The organism is Ruegeria sp. CDSB136 (assembly GCF_059610965.1).
The window spans coordinates 30,575-46,218 of the sequence record NZ_JBXWOP010000002.1 but is presented as its reverse complement, the minus strand read 5'-3'; the positions used below and the strand labels follow the sequence as shown (position 1 = coordinate 46,218).

General features: G+C 59.8%; 16 protein-coding genes and 1 tRNA gene. 12 read left to right on the top strand and 5 right to left on the bottom strand.

Annotation, left to right across the window (positions count from 1 at the left end):
- The first annotated feature begins 54 nt into the window (after positions 1-54).
- From flaF to AC2FIR_RS02580, 3 genes are read left to right on the top strand one after another with little or no spacing between them, the layout of a single operon-like run.
- On the top strand, positions 55-432 hold the full coding sequence (gene flaF, locus AC2FIR_RS02590; protein WP_170614179.1) for a flagellar biosynthesis regulator FlaF: 378 nt from the start codon (positions 55-57) through the stop codon (positions 430-432).
- Positions 429-827: a flagellar biosynthesis repressor FlbT gene (gene flbT / locus AC2FIR_RS02585; protein ID WP_170614178.1), complete on the top strand. Its 399-nt coding sequence runs from the start codon at positions 429-431 to the stop codon at positions 825-827. The genes flaF and flbT overlap by 4 nt, the downstream gene beginning before the upstream one ends.
- The gene (locus tag AC2FIR_RS02580; RefSeq protein WP_170614177.1) at positions 827-1,624 is read left to right on the top strand and encodes a DUF1217 domain-containing protein; all 798 of its coding nucleotides are present in this window, start codon (positions 827-829) and stop codon (positions 1,622-1,624) included. The genes flbT and AC2FIR_RS02580 overlap by 1 nt, the downstream gene beginning before the upstream one ends.
- A 132-nt stretch (positions 1,625-1,756) precedes the next feature.
- Here the strand turns inward: AC2FIR_RS02580 and AC2FIR_RS02575 are convergent, their stop codons facing one another.
- The gene (locus tag AC2FIR_RS02575) at positions 1,757-2,764 is read right to left on the bottom strand and encodes a helix-turn-helix transcriptional regulator (protein ID WP_496745158.1); all 1,008 of its coding nucleotides are present in this window, start codon (positions 2,762-2,764) and stop codon (positions 1,757-1,759) included.
- Between the two features lie 127 nt (positions 2,765-2,891).
- On the opposite strand from AC2FIR_RS02575, the gene AC2FIR_RS02570 reads away from it, so the two are divergent.
- The 4 genes from AC2FIR_RS02570 to AC2FIR_RS02555 are packed head-to-tail and all read left to right on the top strand — an operon-like array spanning position 2,892 to position 7,561.
- Positions 2,892-4,304: an amidohydrolase family protein gene (locus AC2FIR_RS02570; protein WP_496745160.1), complete on the top strand. Its 1,413-nt coding sequence runs from the start codon at positions 2,892-2,894 to the stop codon at positions 4,302-4,304.
- Between the two features lie 26 nt (positions 4,305-4,330).
- Positions 4,331-5,095 (top strand): DUF3299 domain-containing protein, encoded by a 765-nt coding sequence (locus tag AC2FIR_RS02565; protein ID WP_480812951.1) that lies wholly within the window; start codon positions 4,331-4,333, stop codon positions 5,093-5,095.
- Positions 5,092-6,273, top strand: coding sequence for a carbohydrate porin (locus tag AC2FIR_RS02560; protein WP_496745162.1), 1,182 nt, complete (start codon positions 5,092-5,094; stop codon positions 6,271-6,273). The genes AC2FIR_RS02565 and AC2FIR_RS02560 overlap by 4 nt, the downstream gene beginning before the upstream one ends.
- Positions 6,274-6,319: 46 nt before the next feature.
- Positions 6,320-7,561, top strand: a complete 1,242-nt coding sequence (locus AC2FIR_RS02555; protein WP_496745164.1) for a membrane dipeptidase — start codon at positions 6,320-6,322, stop codon at positions 7,559-7,561.
- Positions 7,562-7,646: 85 nt separating this feature from the next.
- On the opposite strand, the gene AC2FIR_RS02550 is transcribed toward AC2FIR_RS02555, so the two are convergent.
- Positions 7,647-7,722, bottom strand: a tRNA-Val gene (locus AC2FIR_RS02550).
- Positions 7,723-7,926: 204 nt separating this feature from the next.
- Here AC2FIR_RS02550 and modA point away from each other — a divergent pair.
- The 4 genes from modA (at position 7,927) to AC2FIR_RS02530 (ending at position 11,049) form a co-directional block, all read left to right on the top strand.
- Positions 7,927-8,706, top strand: a complete 780-nt coding sequence (gene modA / locus AC2FIR_RS02545; protein ID WP_480912695.1) for a molybdate ABC transporter substrate-binding protein — start codon at positions 7,927-7,929, stop codon at positions 8,704-8,706.
- Between the two features lie 5 nt (positions 8,707-8,711).
- Positions 8,712-9,404 carry a molybdate ABC transporter permease subunit gene (modB, locus tag AC2FIR_RS02540; protein WP_170614171.1) on the top strand — a complete coding sequence of 231 codons (693 nt, stop codon included), beginning with the start codon at positions 8,712-8,714 and terminating at the stop codon, positions 9,402-9,404.
- Positions 9,401-10,498 carry a molybdenum ABC transporter ATP-binding protein gene (gene modC, locus AC2FIR_RS02535; protein ID WP_170679313.1) on the top strand — a complete coding sequence of 366 codons (1,098 nt, stop codon included), beginning with the start codon at positions 9,401-9,403 and terminating at the stop codon, positions 10,496-10,498. Before modB ends, modC begins: the two co-directional genes overlap by 4 nt.
- Positions 10,499-10,626: 128 nt before the next feature.
- Positions 10,627-11,049, top strand: coding sequence for a tellurite resistance TerB family protein (locus AC2FIR_RS02530; protein WP_170614169.1), 423 nt, complete (start codon positions 10,627-10,629; stop codon positions 11,047-11,049).
- A 2-nt stretch (positions 11,050-11,051) separates the two neighbouring features.
- On the opposite strand, the gene dacB is transcribed toward AC2FIR_RS02530, so the two are convergent.
- From dacB to AC2FIR_RS02515, 3 genes are all read right to left on the bottom strand, one after another.
- Positions 11,052-12,530 carry a D-alanyl-D-alanine carboxypeptidase/D-alanyl-D-alanine endopeptidase gene (gene dacB / locus AC2FIR_RS02525; RefSeq protein ID WP_496745167.1) on the bottom strand — a complete coding sequence of 493 codons (1,479 nt, stop codon included), beginning with the start codon at positions 12,528-12,530 and terminating at the stop codon, positions 11,052-11,054.
- Positions 12,531-12,597: 67 nt separating this feature from the next.
- Positions 12,598-13,218, bottom strand: coding sequence for a nicotinate-nucleotide adenylyltransferase (locus tag AC2FIR_RS02520; RefSeq protein ID WP_480491165.1), 621 nt, complete (start codon positions 13,216-13,218; stop codon positions 12,598-12,600).
- Positions 13,219-13,250: 32 nt separating this feature from the next.
- Positions 13,251-13,721 (bottom strand): MOSC domain-containing protein, encoded by a 471-nt coding sequence (locus AC2FIR_RS02515; RefSeq protein WP_480491163.1) that lies wholly within the window; start codon positions 13,719-13,721, stop codon positions 13,251-13,253.
- A 137-nt stretch (positions 13,722-13,858) separates the two neighbouring features.
- Between AC2FIR_RS02515 and ettA the strand changes: the two genes are divergently transcribed.
- A complete protein-coding gene (ettA, locus tag AC2FIR_RS02510; RefSeq protein ID WP_496745169.1) occupies positions 13,859-15,526 on the top strand; it encodes an energy-dependent translational throttle protein EttA in 1,668 nt (555 codons plus the stop codon).
- Positions 15,527-15,644 lie beyond the last annotated feature (118 nt).

The following is a 15,644-nucleotide window of genomic DNA, read 5'->3' as shown; positions in this document are numbered from 1 at the left end:
CGCGATCCGCCCCGGCAAAGACAGCCTGAAGACGACCTGCTGGAAGGATTTCATGTGACCCCTCTCACTCTAGCCCAACGCGCTTATGCTCAAACCGCTGCACCGACACGAACGCCGCGCGACACGGAATACGAGGCGATTTCCAAGATCACTCACAGGCTGAAGGCCGCATCCGCGCGCCGTAATGCGGATTATGGCGGGTTTGTTCATGCGCTGCACGAAAACCGGCGGTTGTGGTCGGTGCTTGCCAGCGGTGTTTCAGATTCAGAAAACGCGTTGCCCGCCGAACTGCGTGCCCGGATATTCTATCTGGCCGAGTTCACGGAACAGCACAGCAGCAAAGTGCTAAGCAACGACGCAATGGTGGACCCTTTGCTTGAGATCAACATGGCCGTCCTGCGCGGTCTTCGCCAAAACGGAGACCCAAGATGAGCGGGCTGGTTCTGAAGCTTGCCCCAAAGGAACGGGTGCTGATCAACGGGGTGGTGATCGAAAACGGAGACCGGCGCAGCCGGTTCTCGATCATGACGCCGGAGGCAAATGTATTGCGGTTGCGGGACGCCATTCATCCGGACGAGGTCAATACACCTGTCCGACGGGTATGCTACGCGGCTCAGCTTGTTTTGTCCGGAGATATGGATCCGGATCAGGCCCGCCAACAATTGCTGCGCCGGGTCGAGGAGTTGAGCCAGGTGTTCACCGACGCCGACAGCCGACGGGTTCTGGCCGAGGCAACGCAGGCCCTTGTCGCCGGACAGCACTATAAATGCCTGAAAGCGCTCAGATCCCTGCTGCCGCGGGAAGCGCGGCTGATGGCGTATCAGTGATGAGCTTTCAGCCGGTCATACCATCGGGCGGACTGGTCGGTTGGCGCTTCCTGCAGCGTACCTATGACGCGCAGATGCAAAGCTTCGGCACGTCCAACGTCAATGACCGCGAGGCCCGGTATTTTCTGGACAACATCGGCAAAGTGAAAGCGGCAGAAGATTTGGTGTCTGACCGCCGCCTGTTACAGGTTGCGCTGGGGGCGTTTGGGCTGGAGAACGACCTGAACAATCGGTTTTTCATTCAGAAGATCCTGTCAGACGGCACCCAGGCCGATGATGCGCTGTCCAATCGCTTGTCCGACAAAAGGTATCGCGCGTTCTCCGAAGCCTTTGGCCTGGGGCCAGGAGAAATCAGAAAAACCGGCCTAATCGCGAAGATGGAAGAAATAGCACGCAACAACGTGGTTTCCCGGTTCGAGATTGCGGTGGGCGAAAGCGACGAAACGTTGCGAATCTCGCTTTATGCGCAGCACGCGCTGGCCGATCTGGCGGCAAGCGGCGGGAGCGCGGACACCAAGTGGTTTGATCTGATGAGCCTGCCGCCCCTGCGCAAGATGATGGAAACGGCGCTGGGCCTGCCAGCAAGTTTCGCACAGCTTGATATCGACAAACAGCTTCAGGTTTTCAAAGACAAGTTGTCCCGCCTGACCGGTTCCGACGATCTGTCTCAATTCTCAGATCCGGATGCCGTTGGCCTTTTGACCGACAGGTATCTGGCCCGCAGTCAAATCGCACAAATACAAAGTTCAATTTCTCCGGCGCAAACAGCTTTGGTCCTGTTGGGGGGCGGTTTCTGACGGGATAGCGAGCAGAACTCGAGACCTCACAACCCTAAGATGCCTTCTGAGAGAATGTGTTACGAATTCTTGTCGGCTTTTGACGGACATGCCTATGAAAGGCCGCGAACCGCCAGTCCGGACTTTTGCGCTTCAGCCAGATCCAAGCCGGAATTTGGTTGGTGTCACTCCAGTCTGGCTTCGAAAAAACCGCGTGAAATGGGACTTGTCCGAGTAACCCAGCATCAGACCAATCTCTGCGATTGTCTTTTTGTCGTCCTTCAGGTGTTCCTTTGCTACATTGATGCGCAGCCGTTTGATTTCGCGCGGCAGCGTTGTGCTTTGTTGCTGAAGTGCCTTCAGAAACCGATCCGGCTGTATGCCAAGCAACCCGGCCACCACCTCTGGTCCCAAATCCGTTTCATCCAGTTTGTCGCGCAAGACGGATCGCAATGCGGCCACCACGGTCACTTCTTCCTCTTGTGGTGCCGAGACTTTGGGGGCGACATAACCCACTGAAACATGGTGCAAAAACAACCATTCAACAGGGAAACTTAGCTGCATTCCGGGGTCGGCCCCAAGACCAACCTCGATCCCTTTGTAGGCGATCGGCAAGCCATTGATGTATCGGCTTTCCCATCGCACGACAGTTGGATCCCACGAGTTGCCAACAACGGTTTGCAGAAGCCTCACATAGATTGCGGCGCCGAAACCGGTGACTTGGATCGGTGGAACCGCGGGCTCTTGTTGCCGCTCGACCCGATAGGTCGCTTTGTCCGCATCCACGATCAGCCTGTGCCGAACCGAGCTGGATTCCTGCGGCACGAGCCGCACGAAATGGGCGAAAAACTCGAAAAGCGTCTTTGAGGATTGCTGCGCCTGCGCAAAAGGCGGCCAGCCCTGCAGATCGAAGGTTTCGCCGACATGAAGCCCGAGATACCGATCGCCCGCCAATTCCGAAAACGCATTCAGAAGTCCGAAAACCAGCTCGGAATGCACATAGACGGATGGATCGGACAACAATTCGGCCTTGAGGCCCACCTGATCCAGGGCCGGCCGCGGGTCGATCCTGCGGTCGGTGAGGTGCCGTAGAAACGGCGCGGCCAATGCCAGCCGAATAAAGCCCTCGCTATGGTCCCCTGCGGTAGAATTGACTGGCACGATCGTCCCCTTCGGCTCAAGCAGCAAGTTTGGGCGAGTAGCCACTTTTCCTGCCACATTCGAACATCCTACTGAAAAAGTGGCAACCGGTCCAAGCCCTTTCGGGCTAGTCTAAAAGGATCTGAATATGACGAGGTTTCTCATGTCCGGCTTACAAAACTTCCTTCTTTCAGCGGCCGTTGTCACGGTAACGTTTTCCTCTTCTCTGGCCGCACAGGCGCAAGACGAAAAAGCGCCCCAGACGCTGTTTACCAATGTCCATGTCTTCGACGGTGTGAATGAGCAGCGCATCGAGAATGCCAGCGTTCTGGTCGAGGGAAACCTCATTAAATCCGTTTCGACCGGTGCGATCGAGGCACCGGATGCCACCGTGATCGATGGCGGAGGACGAACTCTAACCCCCGGCTTTATCGAGCTGCATGCGCATCTCATGCTGATGGGCCCAACGCTTCCGGCGATGGAGGCCAACACGACGTGGGAAGACTTCGCCATTCACGGCGCCCGGATGGCCGAGATGTACCTGATGCAGGGCTTCACCACTGTGAGGGATGCGGGCGGGGCCAATGGGGGACTTCGCAGGGCAATCGACTCGGGTCAAATCGAGGGCCCCCGTTACTATCCGTCCGGTGCGTTCATCGGAACCCGGGGTGGCCACGCCGACTTTGCCAATTTCACCGCGCCGCCGGGTTCGGAAACCAACATGAGCCGCCTGAACCTGGCGCAGGAGGTCAGCGGCGTTGACGATGTCTACAAATTCGCGCGCAACAATTTTCGCATGGGTGCGACGCAACTGAAATTCATGCAGTCCGGCGGTGTGGTTTCGGCATTCGACCCCTGGCAATTGCTGGCGGGATCCCCTGAAGAGATCAAAGCCGCAGTGCAGGTGGCAAATGAGTACGGCAGCTACGTCATGGCGCATTCCTATCGTAAGGAAGCGATCCTGGGTGCGCTCGACGCAGGTGTGATGTCGATAGAACATGGCTTCTCGTTTGACTGCGAAATTGCCCAGGTCATGAACGAGAAAGGGGCCTACATCACCACGAACCTGACAGCCTTCGATCCCGGCCTGCTGGATATTCCGGCGGTTGCCAATGTGCCCTCCAGCCTTGCCAAGGCGAAATCGGCCTCGGCCACTTTCGCCGGCTACATCGACAACATGAAAAAATGCCCGGTCAAGCGCGGGTTCCAGACAGATTGTGTCGGCTCGGTCGAAGCGTGCAACATCCAGATCGCCTACGAGAAGCACCTCAATAACGAATTCTTCGGTCCCTACACGTCATTGGTGACGCTGACCTCGACCGGTGGCGAGGTTGTGGCGCTGTCGGGCGATTTCATGAACCCGTATACCGCCGGCAAGCTGGGCGTGATCGAAGAAGGCGCCTATGCCGACATTCTGCTGATCGATGGCAACCCGCTCGAGGAATTCTCGGTGGTTGGTACCGGGGATCAGTGGTTCGGTGCTGATCCCAGGCCCGACAGCCCGGAAACCATTCGCGTGATCATGAAAGACGGTGTAATTTACAAAAACACGCTGGATTGACCGCAGAAATCACCCGGAGGTTCTTAATGCGTCACTGGTTTTTCCTCGCTGTCGTCGCAGCCATGTCCTGGTGCGCTCAATCTGCGGTGGCGATGTCAGGCACAGCGCTGGACTGGGCTGATTTGCCCGACCCGTCCGTGCAGGAATTCGAGGACCCGTACCGGGACCTCAGCCCCGAACAATTCGACGACGTTCTGTTTGTTGTGCGGTTGCGCGGCAGGCTGCAGCAGGACAAAGGCAGCGCCGAAGAACGGCAGAACTGGCAAGAGCTTCTGACCGAGACCGAGGATGCCTTGCTGGCCGGTGGTGTGGATGTCGACTGGCTGCTGGATCAGCGGGAAGTCGTGACTGAACGCCGAAGAAAGGCGGGGACTGCCGGTAACCCGCAATTCGACGGTCAGACAATTACGCTGGCGGGTTTTGCTATTCCCGCACCCAGCGACCCGGACGGCCAGCCCGTGGCCTATTTGGTGCCGGAACGCGGAATGTGCAGCCACATGCCCCCTCCTGTGCCCAACCAGATGATCCGGGTGCGGCTGAACGGCGATTGGACGCCCAGCTATGTTCATGAACCTGTGCGACTGACTGGAAAGCTGACAATTGATCCTTCGGATCAGGAACTGATGGTTGTCGATGGACTTGTGCCCATGCGCGCAACTTTCCAATTGGAGACGGACAGCGTCGAAACTTTGGAAACAGAGGCAGACAGGCTGGAGTGGAAAAAGCAGGCAGCAGATCGTCTCCGCGCGGCGGGCGACCGCAAGACCGGAGGGGCAAGGATTTCCGAATGATAAGGCACCTGATTGCCGCCGTTTTTGTCATCGCGACCGCTGCTGCAGCCAATGCGCAGGGGCTGTCAGGACCTTCATCCGTTGAGGCCGATCTTGAACCCGGGGACGGGTTGACCGACCCGCAATACCGTTCGGATTTTCCGCGCAACATCGCGCCGGGTTGGTTCAATTGGAAAGATCGGCTGGCCGAAAACGGGGTTCGGTTCAACCTGGATTATCTGGCGTTGGGCCAAACCACGAACGCAGACTTGGGAACCGGAGAAGCAGCCAGCGGTATCGCGCGCTTTTACGGAAACTGGCAAGCGACCGAGCGTGGCTCTCTGACATTCAAGATCGAGCACCGGCACAGCTATACGGATGTTGCGCCGCAGTTTCTTGGACTGGACGGCGGCGCCCTGTCGATCACCGGGACGGCTTTCAACGACACCGGGCTGCTGTTGACCAATCTGTTCTGGACGCAAAGGGCCGACGACGGGGCGTGGACATTACAGTTTGGTCAGATAGATGTGACCGACTTTGTTGATATCTACGGTCTGGTCAGCCCCTATAGCGGGTTTCAGAACCTGGCATTCAACACCAATCCAACCATCAATGCCCCCAATCCTGGGCTTGGTATTGCCGGGGGCCTCAAGCTCAACAGCAACCTTTATTTGGTCGCCAGTGTCGCCGATGCCAATGCCGACCCGTCCGACCCGGATTTTGATGTTTTCAGCGATGGCAATCTCTTCAAATCGCTCGAACTTGGTTACACATCCGGCTTCGACCGCATCTATTTTGACAATGTCCATCTTACCCTCTGGCACGCGGATGCCGCCGACGACGGCAGCCGCCCCGAAGACTATGGCGGTGTGTTCTCTGCTGCTTGGTTTGTGGACAACAAATGGATGCCGTTCCTGCGTGCCGGGGCCGCGAAAGGGACGGCCGCGCTGTACAAGCGGTCGGTCTCGGCTGGCATGGGATATTACGGCCGAAACACCGATCTGGCCGGGTTGGGCCTCAATTGGGCCGAAGCCCGCGGCATCGACGGAGACCAGTTCACAGTCGAGGCGTTTTATCGCTTTTCGATTTCGCCCGGCCTGCAGATCACGCCATCGGTGCAGTTCATTTCCAATCCGCTGCTGAACCCAAATCAGGATAATATCACGCTGTTCAGTCTGCGAACCCGGATCGTTTTCTGAGGTTCGCCCGACGTCCTGAACAACAAATAACAAGGGAGATTCCGTAATGAAGACCCTGTTGGCCGCAAGCGCCCTGGCAATAATCTTTGGTGGCGCGTTGCTTGCCAGTGAAGAAAGCAAGACATGGGACGCGTCAGATGAAGCCAGGCAGTTCGTGAAGGACACAATCGTTCTGGGTATGCTGGCCAGCCCCTACGGCACCGGCTGGACCGAGTACGAACAGTTGCACACCTACTTTGAACGTGCTCGGGACAATGGCATCACGGGGCATGAGATGACGCTGGCAGCCGCTGGCATGTCCTTTGAATCCCTGCTTGAGCAGCACTACCATTTCCGCGCAGCCATGGCGCAACAGCCTGAAAACTACCTGATCGTGAACGAGACACGCGACATCGAGGCCGCCCATATCCAAGGCAAGACGGCGGTCATCTGGAATAGCCAAACGGCAACGATCCTGGATGGCGATCTCAGGAAGATGGCGTTGCTGAAGGATATGGGGGTCAAGAGCATGATCCTGGCCTACAACGATATTTTCCGAACGGGTTCGGGACAATTAGCAGCCTACAACGGACGTGACATCGGCCTTACGCCCTGGGGCAAATCTGTCATCGATGAAATGGTGCGGTTCGGCATCCTGCTGGACCTCAGCCATACTGGTTCCAAGACCGCCAACGACGCCATAAACTATATGGACGAGAATTACCCCGGCGTGCCTTATGTCTACACACATTCTGTGCCTGCGGGGCTTTACAAGAACGAACCCAACGCAACCGCGCGCGGATGTTATCGCGCCATTCCCGACGACGAGGCGCTGCGCGCGGCCAAGTCGGGCGGATATGTATCGCCGACGTTCACCGAATGGATGATGGACGGCATCTGGCCCGAGGATATCTCGCCCAAACAGGCCGCAGATATGATCGATTATTACGTCCAGCTTGTGGGTGTCGACCATGTCGGGGTCGCAACGGATGACATGTTCTCGACCGAACTTGTCGTGCAGTTCGCAACTGCAAACGCAAGCATGTACGATGATGGCGGATACATGATCGACGCCTTCAACAAAGGAGCCACCGGCAACGGTGAACTCGCCAAGATCCTGGCGGCCATCACAGATGATCTTTGGGCGCGCGGCTATTCCAACGAGGATCTCGAAAAGATCTATGGCGGCAACAAGATGCGGGTCTACGCGCAGGTCTGGGAGGGCAAGCCACCCGAACAGTTTCTGAAAGAATACCCCGAGCGTCTGCGCTTGCGACAAGAGCTTCGTGACGGGTTCTATTCACGTTAGACCAACAACAAACACCCGCGATGAACGCAAAGTGGCGTTGTCGCGTCTTTATTTGAAAAGACGCCAGAACATCAGGGCTGAAGGATGGTGGGTGATGAGAGACTCGAACTCCCGACATCTTCGGTGTAAACGAAGCGCTCTACCAACTGAGCTAATCACCCGTGACGGTGCATGTAGCCAAGCCTGCGCGCGGGCGCAAGAGGGTCCGGAACAAATTCTTGCGCCAAAGGACAGGAACGGACCGGATCAGATCAGCGATTTCGTCAGACCACTGGCCCACAAATTCCTTCGCCGCAGGGAAAGGCGCTTGCGTGTTCCCTGCTGCCTCCGATATTCCCGAAAGGACTGAAACCACAGGAATGCGCATGATCCTGACCCGCGCCTGCCGTTTTCTCATTGCGGCCCTGGTCCTTGGCACCCTGACGCTGGCTCCGGTGCGGGCCACGGCCGAGGGTGTTCTCGTCTTTGCGGCGGCCAGCCTCAAGACGGCGCTGGATGAAATCGTCCCTGCTTTCGAAGACCGGACCGGGCATCAGGTGACGGTGTCTTATGCCGCATCCTCAGTTCTGGCGCGGCAAATTCAGCAGGGCGCACCGGCGGATCTTTTCATCTCGGCCAATCAGGACTGGATGGATCAGTTGCAGGACATGGGGCTGATTGCGCCCGATTCCCGTATCGATCTTCTGGGCAACGGTCTTGTGCTGATAGGCCCTTCCCGTAAGGCACCCGCGCAAGACCTGTCCGCTGATTTCGATCTAATGACCGCGCTGGACGGCGGGTATCTGGCCACGGCGCTGGTCGATGCCGTCCCTGCGGGTGTCTATGCCAAGGCCGCGTTGCAAAGCCTCGGCCTGTGGGACGATGTGCAGGAACAGGTTGCACAGACCGACAACGTGCGCGCCGCACTTGCGCTGGTCGCAAGCGGCGCAGCCCCGCTGGGGATCGTCTATCGATCCGATGCGCAGGCCGAAACCCGGGTCAGCGTCGTCGCCGCGATACCGGGTGACCTGCACCCCCCAATCGTTTATCCCGCCGCCCTGACCGCAACCGCCAATCCGGCAGGTCGGGCCTTTCTCGAACACTTGCAATCTACCCCATCTCAGGGCGTTTTTGCCGCGCAGGGTTTTTCCCTGCCGAACGGGTAAAGCCGATGGGCTGGTTGGGACCAGAAGAGCTTGAGGCGCTGAAACTGTCCCTGCGGGTGTCGTTCTGGGCCACACTGGCCACGCTGCCGTTTGGCATTTTTGTGGCCTACGCCTTGGCACGCTGGCGGTTTCCGGGGCGGCAAGTGCTGAACGGGCTGGTGCATCTGCCCCTGATCCTGCCACCTGTCGTGACCGGATATCTGTTGTTGCTGACCTTCGGCATTCAGGGGCCACTAGGCAGCTTCCTGGCCGAGTTCGGCATCGTGTTTGCCTTTCGCTGGACCGGCGCGGCGCTGGCCGCCGGCATCATGGCCTTTCCCCTGATGGTTCGCGCCATCCGATTGTCGATTGAGGCGGTGGACCCCAAACTGGAACAGGCAGGTGCGACCTTGGGGGCCTCACGGCCTATGGTGTTTGCCACCGTGACCTTGCCGATGATCCTTCCGGGCGTCATCGCCGGTGCCATTCTGGCCTTTGCCAAGGCAATGGGCGAGTTTGGGGCCACCATAACATTCGTGTCCAACATTCCCGGTCAGACACAGACGCTGCCGTCGGCAGTCTATGCGTTTCTGCAGGTTCCCGGCGGTGAGGCCGCCGCAACCCGGCTGGTCATCGTGTCCATCATCATTGCCATGGGCGCGCTGCTCCTGTCCGAATATGTCGGCCGCCGCGCGGCGGAACGGGTGGCCGGGTCATGAGCCTTTCTGTCCGCTTGCAACAGGAACTGCCGGGGATCGATCTGGACCTCAGCTTTGACGCACCGCCCGGTGTGACCGTCCTGTTCGGGCGATCGGGTTCCGGCAAGACCACCGTTGTGAATGCGGTGGCCGGTCTGCTGCGTCCCCGGGCGGGGCGGGTGGCCGTGGATGACTGGGTTCTGTTCGACACGGATCAGGGCCTGTGGCTGCCACCTCACCGGCGACGTCTTGGCTATATCTTTCAGGAAGGCCGACTGTTTCCGCATCTGACCGTCCGCCAGAATTTGGCTTACGGCCGCTGGTTTGCGCCCCGCAGGGCGCACCGTGAAGATCCCGGCAAAGTAATCGAAATGCTGGGCGTCGGTCATCTGCTGGATCGCCGCCCCTCGGGCCTGTCGGGTGGCGAAAAGCAGCGTGTTGCCATCGGCAGAGCCCTGTTGGCCAGCCCCCGCCTGATACTGGCCGACGAACCGCTCGCCGCGCTGGATGACGCCCGTAAAGCGGAAATCCTGCCCTACTTCGAGCGGCTGCGGGACGAGGTATCGGTGCCTATCCTCTATGTCACACACTCCGCCGCCGAGGTGGCCCGGCTTGCGACCTCGGTTGTGGCCTTGCAGGACGGCAAGGTCGTGCGGCACGGTCCCGCATCGGACGTGCTGGCAGACCCTTCTGTTGCACCTGCCGGTGTGCGCGCGGTCGGCGCGGTGCTGCGGGTTCGTGTACACGATCACCACGCCGACGGGCTGAGCGAACTGGACGCGGGCGGTGCACGCCTGTTCCTGCCGCGCATCCCGCACCGGGTCGGAGAAAACCTGCGCATTCGCATCCCGGCGCAGGAAGTCATCCTGTCAGACCGAAAACCCGAAGGTCTGTCGGCCCTGAACGTCTTGGAAGGCACGGTCGATACGATCCGCGCCGGTGACGGTCCGGGGGCCATCGTATCGGTGCAAACCCCCGCGGGCCCGGTTCTGGCCCGCGTCACTCGCCGGTCGGTGTCGGCCCTGGGCCTGGCCCCGGGACGCACCTGTTACGCCGTAATCAAAACCGTGGCTCTGGCACCTCAGGATGTCGGCGGCCGGGTGAACACAAGCTGACCGTCCGGAGCGGCATTCCGGATACGAACTGCGGGCATTCCCCGACCAAGTCACAGAAAACAAGGTGTTGAACCTGCCTGCGCGCCCTCCTATCGTGCCCACTCAGAAAAACCAGTCAGGAACAGGCCATGACCGACCAAATTGCACATCCCATGTCCCCGCAGGATTGCCTCGTGGCGATCATGGTTGCGGTCTCGGCCTCGGACGAAAACATTCGCACTGCCGAATTGGTCAAGATAGAAACCGCCGTCAACATGCTGCCGGTCTTTGCCGATTACGACATCGACCGTACCCGCCGGGTGTCACAGATCGTGTTTGACCTGTTCGAACAGGAAGACGGCCTGGACGCCCTGTTTGGCCTGATCCGGGAAAACCTGCCCGAGCGGCTGAACGAAACCGCCTACGCGCTGGCCTGCGACGTTGCAGCCGCCGATGGCACCCTTGCGGAAACCGAACTGCGCCTGCTCGAGGAAATCCGGTACGAACTGGACGTTGACCGTCTGCACGCCGCCGCAATCGAGCGGGGGGCCCGCGCCCGCCACACCGTCTGAGTTCAACTGCCGTAAAGTGACCCCCAGCGCTCGATCAGCGTGCGCTGCAGCTTGCGCGAGCGCCTGTTCCAGTTGCGCGCACCCTCGGGGCGTTCGCGCAGCGCACGTGGAATTGTGGCGCGCCGGTCCACGTCGGCGGTAAAGATGGCAAAGGCCAGATCGGTTCCGTCAACCGTTGTCAAAAACCCGCCCAGGCCGGAAACGAAATTCAGCGTTCCGGTTTTGGCGGCTACCTTGACGGGGTGATCCCGCACGGCGCGTCCTTTGCTGTCGGTCAGGGTGAAGGGCTTCAACAACGGGCGCAGCACATTTGTCTTGCGCGCCGCAACCAGCGCCTTGACCAGATCGCCGGGTGCCATGCGCGAGGCATCGCCCAGACCCGAATGATCCACCATGGCGATCCGCTCGACACCATAGGTTTCAGCCGCCCATCGGTTCATCTCGGACGCGGATTCGGCCAGAGTCTGCGGCCGCGCGCCCCGCGCCCGTGAGGCCGCTAACCCGACCATCTCGGCCGTCAGGTTGGTCGAGTATTTCAGCATTCCCCGCAGGATGCTCTCCAGCGGGTCACTCTGGTGCACCACCAGAATCGTGCCCTCAGGCGCCTGCCGTGTGACCTGAACCCGGCCCAGAACGATGCCGTTGACCCGCGCCAGCGTGCGGAACACATCGCCCGCATATAGCGCCGGCTTTCGAACGGGCAGCCACCGCGCGCCACCATTGCCCAACGCCTCCTTGGCAACAGTCCACCGGTCCTGCCGCGCACTGGGCTGATAGGTGTAAATCGGCAAACTGCGGGTTTCGACCTGCATCGTCGCCATGTCGACGGCCGGGTTATACCGTGCACTGCGCGCATCCATGGCCACATCATAGCCCTTGCCGTCGCGCTTCCATTCGAAATGAACCCGGTTGAAATTCAGCGATATGCCACTGATCGCCGGGCTGTAGCCCAGATGATCCGGCTGACCCGGGTCAATGCTGTTCACGTAGGGCAGCGCGCCATCATACACTTTGAACGCGCCGCGCACCTCGGTGATCCCGGCCTCGCGCAGATTGGCCGCCATGCTGGCAAGTGCATCCGTATCCAGCAGCGGATCGCCGCCACCCACAAGGATCAGGTCGCCCTTCAGAATACCGTTCTCGACCGGTCCGTCCGCCATCAATCTGGTTTCAAACCGATGCTCTGGCCCCAGCACATCCAGCGCATACAATGCCGTCAGCGCCTTGGCCACGCTGGCTGGCGGCAATCCGTCCTGCGCGCCATATCCTTCCAGCTGCGCCCCGGTTTCCGCATCGGCGACGGCAAAGACGACCTCACCCTGCAGTCCGGCTGCGCGGACAATCCGCTCGACACCGTTCAACTCCGGCCCGCGCATCTGCGGCCGCAGTGACACCAGCGGCGCCCCAGCCAGTCCGGTAGCAGGGATCAGCGCGGCCCCAAGCCCGCCAAGAATGAATCGACGCGAATAACGATCAACCATAGGTCAATTAAAATCCCAGAGTTTTCGCCCAAACAACCGCCTGCACAGGATTATGTGGCCATGGGGGCTATTCCGGCAACACCTGATTTGCCCATTCACCGCGCCCGCGTATTTCGGTCGAGCTGACATCGACCATCGGCACATTCACGAAACACCAAGCGGGGGCGCTGGCCCGCCCCAGCAAATGCCGCGCCTGCCCGTCAATCCTATATCTTGCGTAAGCCCGCGCTGCCGGAGACATCCGCGCCGAAATCCGGTCACCGGGCCGCGCGACCACACCCACAGGTACACTGTCCATGATCTTCCGCCAGTCTTTCCAGCGGTGAAACTGCGCCAGATTATCCGCACCCATCAGCCAGACAAACCTGACCTGCGGATAGAGCCTCTGCAACGCCGCCAGAGTATCCGCCGTCGCCCGCGTTCCCGTCTGCGCCTCGATATCCGTGACCTTAATCCTTGGGTGCCGCATGACCGCCCTTGCCGCCCGAACCCGCTGTTTCAGCGGCGCGGGGCCGCGCTCTTTCAGCGGATTGCCCGGCGAAACCAGCCACCACACCCGGTCCAGCCCGAACGCCTTCATCGCCTCAAGCGTCACATGCACATGACCGCGATGCGGCGGATCAAAGGATCCACCGAACAGCCCCACGACCTGCCCGGGCCGCGCAAAAGGGATCGAATACCGCTTCATTCTTTGCTGATGTTCAAATTCGGTCGGGCTTGTCAATCAACTGGTTGCACCGCGTCGCCCAGGCGGACCTGCCCGGATCGCACCACTTCGGCACACCAGCCGCCATGACCGCGCACGGCTGAGTAGCCACCTTTGCCCAGCGCCTCCTCCATTCGGCTGCAGGGCGCACAAATCACGGTGAACCGCAAAATGGCCTCACCCACCTGCACCTCGCGCCCCTTGAGCGCGGCCAAATTGATCCCCGACACCACCAGATTGCGCCGCAGAATGTCCGGCGAAACAGGCCCCTGTCTCAGATACGCACCAATCGCCGCCAGATGCTCCTGCTGGATCAGCGTCACCGCGCGTTTACCCGCACGGCCCCGATCGCCCTCGGGTCCGGCCTCGGATACCAGAACCTGTTTCACAGGGATCATCGCGGCCCGCCGGTCAGGACGTAACCCGATCCATTCAACGTGCCCCGGCTGCGCCCATCCAGCTATCAAACTTGCCAGTTCCGACAAAACACTCTCCCCTTCGACCATGGCCACAATACCCGTCGCGATCCGTGAACGAAATTCACGAAACCACCAGCTTGCCCCGCCCGTCCCGCTTGGATATCTAGCGTTCCAACCCAATTTCCCGACCCAGAGGACGCGACATGGCCGCCTATCAATATGTCTACCACATGCAGGGTGTCTCCAAGACCTATCCCGGTGGCAAGAAGTGCTTTGAAAACATCCACCTGAGTTTTCTGCCCGGCGTGAAAATCGGTGTCGTCGGCGTCAACGGCGCAGGTAAATCGACGCTGATGAAGATCATGGCCGGTCTCGACACCGACTTCACCGGTGAGGCCTGGGCCGCCGAAGGTGCCAAGGTCGGCTATCTGCCGCAGGAACCGCAGCTGGACGAATCCCTGACTGTCCGCGAAAACGTCATGCTGGGCGTGGCCGCGAAAAAGGCCAAGGTCGACCGCTTCAACGAGATCGCCATGGAGATCGCCGAGAACTATTCGGACGAGCTGATGGAGGAAATGACCACCCTGCAGGACGCCATCGACGCGGAAAACCTGTGGGACCTCGACAGCCAGATCGACGTCTCGATGGAGGCGCTGCGCTGCCCGCCGGACGATGCCAACATCGCCAACCTCTCGGGTGGTGAGAAACGCCGTGTGGCGCTGTGCAAGCTGCTGCTGGAAGCGCCCGACATGCTGCTCTTGGACGAACCGACCAACCACCTGGACGCCGAGACGATCGCCTGGCTGCAACAGCACCTGATCGACTACAAAGGCACCATCCTGATCGTCACCCACGACCGGTATTTCCTGGATGACATTACTGGCTGGATTCTGGAGCTCGACCGCGGCCGCGGCATTCCGTACGAGGGCAACTACTCTGCATGGCTGGAACAAAAGGCCAAACGGCTTGAGCAGGAAGCGCGCGAGGACAAGTCCAAGCAAAAGACCCTGCAGCGCGAACTGGAATGGATGCGTCAGGGCCAGAAGGCCCGTCAGGCCAAATCCAAGGCCCGGATCAACGCCTATAACGAACTGGCCGAACAGTCCGAGCGGGAAAAGCTGACCCGCGCCCAGATTGTCATCCCCAACGGCCAGCGCCTTGGCGGCAAGGTGATCGAAGTTGAGGGCCTGTCGAAACACATGGGCGACAAGCAACTGATCGAAGGGCTGAACTTTGCCCTGCCCCCCGGCGGCATCGTCGGCGTCATCGGCCCCAACGGCGCCGGTAAATCGACCCTGTTCAAGATGCTCACCGGTCAGGAACAGCCCGACAGCGGCACCATCACGCTGGGCGACACGGTCGAGCTGTCATACGTTGACCAGTCCCGCGATGACCTGAAAGACAACGATACCGTGTGGGAGGCGATCACCGGCGGTGCCGAGATCATCCAGCTGGGCGACGCACAGGTCAACTCCCGCGCCTATTGCTCGTCCTTCAACTTCAAGGGCGGCGACCAGCAGAAGAAAGTCTCGCTGCTGTCTGGTGGTGAGCGCAACCGCGTCCACATGGCCCGCCTGCTGAAAGAGGGCGGCAACGTCCTGTTGCTGGATGAACCGACCAACGATCTGGACGTCGAAACCCTGCGCGCACTCGAAGACGCGCTGGTCGATTTCGCCGGCTGCGCCGTTGTCATCTCACACGACCGCTTCTTCCTCGACCGGATTTGCACGCATATCCTAGCGTTCGAAGGCGATGCCCACGTGGAGTGGTTCGAGGGCAACTTCGAGGATTACGAAGAGGACAAAAAGCGCCGTCTGGGACCGGACGCGCTGGAGCCCAAGCGATTGAAGCATAAGAAGTTTGCGCGGTGACCAAAAACTTATCTCAAGGCTTAACTAAACTTAAAAAATTGGTCTAGAGAAGACCTGAGCGCTGTCTTTACCATGATGAACAAGACATTAGGTGCAAAAACAGAACCATTGGGAGTCA

Excerpts from the sequence above, each read along its gene's own strand:
- dacB (WP_496745167.1), bottom strand. The coding sequence starts at position 12,530 with ATGGTTGATCGTTATTCGCGTCGATTCATTCTTGGCGGGCTTGGGGCC.
- AC2FIR_RS02560 (WP_496745162.1), top strand. The coding sequence starts at position 5,092 with ATGATAAGGCACCTGATTGCCGCCGTTTTTGTCATCGCGACCGCTGCT.
- AC2FIR_RS02555 (WP_496745164.1), top strand. The coding sequence starts at position 6,320 with ATGAAGACCCTGTTGGCCGCAAGCGCCCTGGCAATAATCTTTGGTGGC.
- AC2FIR_RS02565 (WP_480812951.1), top strand. The coding sequence starts at position 4,331 with ATGCGTCACTGGTTTTTCCTCGCTGTCGTCGCAGCCATGTCCTGGTGC.
- modC (WP_170679313.1), top strand. The coding sequence starts at position 9,401 with ATGAGCCTTTCTGTCCGCTTGCAACAGGAACTGCCGGGGATCGATCTG.
- AC2FIR_RS02580 (WP_170614177.1), top strand. The coding sequence starts at position 827 with ATGAGCTTTCAGCCGGTCATACCATCGGGCGGACTGGTCGGTTGGCGC.
- AC2FIR_RS02570 (WP_496745160.1), top strand. The coding sequence starts at position 2,892 with ATGACGAGGTTTCTCATGTCCGGCTTACAAAACTTCCTTCTTTCAGCG.
- modB (WP_170614171.1), top strand. The coding sequence starts at position 8,712 with ATGGGCTGGTTGGGACCAGAAGAGCTTGAGGCGCTGAAACTGTCCCTG.
- AC2FIR_RS02520 (WP_480491165.1), bottom strand. The coding sequence starts at position 13,218 with ATGAAGCGGTATTCGATCCCTTTTGCGCGGCCCGGGCAGGTCGTGGGG.
- flbT (WP_170614178.1), top strand. The coding sequence starts at position 429 with ATGAGCGGGCTGGTTCTGAAGCTTGCCCCAAAGGAACGGGTGCTGATC.
- modA (WP_480912695.1), top strand. The coding sequence starts at position 7,927 with ATGATCCTGACCCGCGCCTGCCGTTTTCTCATTGCGGCCCTGGTCCTT.
- ettA (WP_496745169.1), top strand. The coding sequence starts at position 13,859 with ATGGCCGCCTATCAATATGTCTACCACATGCAGGGTGTCTCCAAGACC.
- AC2FIR_RS02530 (WP_170614169.1), top strand. The coding sequence starts at position 10,627 with ATGACCGACCAAATTGCACATCCCATGTCCCCGCAGGATTGCCTCGTG.